General features: G+C 61.9%; 2 protein-coding genes. Both read left to right on the top strand.

Annotated elements, in window-relative coordinates; all coding sequences use genetic code 11:
- Window positions 1-249 (top strand): 4Fe-4S dicluster domain-containing protein (locus tag BIS11_RS16015; RefSeq protein WP_253586530.1); only part of this gene is annotated, 249 nt, incomplete at its 5' end.
- A gap of 327 nt (window positions 250-576) precedes the next feature.
- A partial coding sequence (locus BIS11_RS16010) for a thiamine pyrophosphate-dependent enzyme (protein WP_253586529.1) occupies window positions 577-2,090 on the top strand: 1,514 nt, incomplete at its 3' end.

The raw sequence follows: 2,090 nt of genomic DNA, 5'->3' as shown, positions 1-2,090 counted from the left end.
ACCTCGTGCCCGTCGTTCTGGTGGAACCCGGACAAGTTCGTGGGCCCGGCGGGTCTGCTGCAGTCCTACCGCTTCCTGGCGGACTCGCGCGACAACGCCACCCGCGAGCGTCTGACCGACCTCGAGGATCCGTTCTCCGTGTTCCGCTGCCGCGGCATCATGAACTGCGTGGCGGTGTGCCCGAAGGGCCTCAACCCGACCCGCGCGATCGGCAAGATTCGCGAGATGCTGCTCGCCGACGCCACCTGATTCATGAAAGGGTGAGAAAAAAGCAAGCGAAGTGCAGGTTGTCGTACAAAGCTACTTAAATCCCGACGCTTCGCTTGTTATCATAGGGTTTGTCATGTGGTGCGACGTCGCGTCGCAGTATCGACCAGCCACGTTTAAAAGCCGGTGCCCATGTACCGGCTTTTGAGCATGAACTGACAGCGAAGCGCTAGATACGAGCCATGTGAAGGTTCCCGGCCCCGGCCGGTGCCGCCGGCTAACGTTTCGCCCCGCCGGCAGGGCACAAGCGATGTCGCCGCACCGTGCAGCGATACCGATACCACCCCATCAGTGTAGGGTGACCGAGAGATGCAACAAGGCATAATGGAATTGATGTGGCGTTCCTCTCACGTGAGTGGCGGCAATGTCCACTACGTGGAAGCGCTTTACGAGCAGTACCTCGACGATCCCGATTCTGTCTCCGACGAATGGCGCCGATATTTCGACGAGCTGCCACGTTCCGACGGCAGTGCCTCCCAGGATGTCCCCTTAAGCCCCGTTCGTGATCAGTTCTACCAGCTTGGACGCGAAAGCCGTCCCGGCCAGGTCACCGCTGCGCCTGATAGCGGTGAGAACAAGAAGCAGGTCAAGGTTCTGCAACTGATCAACGCCTATCGTTTCCGGGGGCATCAGAAAGCGGACATCGATCCACTGGGGCTGCGCAATCCCACCCCGGTGCCGGATCTTGATCTGTCCTTTCACCAGCTTTCCAAAGCGGATCTCGATACCGAATTCCAGACAGGCTCCTTCTTTCTGGGCATCGACAAGGCGCCGCTGCATGACATCGTCGACGCGCTCGAGCAGACCTACTGCCGCTCGATCGGCTGCGAGATCATGCACATCGTCGATACCGAAGAGAAGCGCTGGCTGCAGCGCCGCTTCGAGTCGGTAAGAAGTGCGCCCAAGTTCAGCGACGACGTGCGCAAGCACGTGCTGGAGCGCCTGACCGCAGCGGAAGGCCTCGAGAACTACCTGGCGTCCAAGTACCCCGGCACCAAGCGCTTCGGCCTCGAAGGCGGCGAGAGCTTCGTGCCGATGATGGACGAGCTGATCCAGCGCGCCGGCGGCTACGGTACCAAGGAAGTCGTGATCGGCATGGCCCACCGGGGCCGTCTGAATCTGCTGGTCAACATCCTCGGCAAGAACCCGGCGGAGCTGATCGACGAGTTCGACGGCAAGAAGGTCATCGAGCGCGGCTCCGGCGACGTCAAGTACCACCAGGGCTTCAGCTCGAACGTCATGTCACCGGGTGGCGAAGTGCACCTGGCCATGTCCTTCAACCCCTCGCATCTCGAGATCGTGGCACCGGTGGTCGAAGGCTCGGTACGCGCCCGCCAGGATCGTCGTCAGGACGTCGACGGCAGCAAGGTGCTGCCGATCAACGTGCATGGCGATGCGGCCTTTGCAGGCCAGGGCGTGGTCATGGAGACGTTCCAGATGTCCCAGACCCGTGCCTACAAGACCGGCGGCACGGTTCACATCGTGATCAACAACCAGGTGGGTTTCACCACCTCGAACCCGCTGGATGCGCGCTCCACCGAGTACTGCACCGACATCGCCAAGATGGTCCAGGCGCCGATCTTCCACGTCAACGGCGACGACCCGGACGCGGTGATCCATGCGACTCAGGTGGCGCTCGACTATCGCCAGCAGTTCAAGAAGGACGTGGTGATCGATCTGGTCTGCTACCGTCGTCGCGGCCACAACGAGGCGGACGAGCCCTCCGGCACCCAGCCGCTGATGTACGCCAAGATCAAGGACCACGCCTCGTCGCGCACCGTCTACGCCAAGCGCCTGGTCGAGCAGGGCGTGCTCTCCGAAGA

Origin of the sequence: Halomonas sp. 707D4 (genome assembly GCF_024158685.1) — a bacterium.
Taxonomy (GTDB): Bacteria; Pseudomonadota; Gammaproteobacteria; order Pseudomonadales; family Halomonadaceae; genus Vreelandella.
Note: the sequence above shows the minus strand (reverse complement) of the source record. Positions and strands in the feature narration are given on the sequence as shown.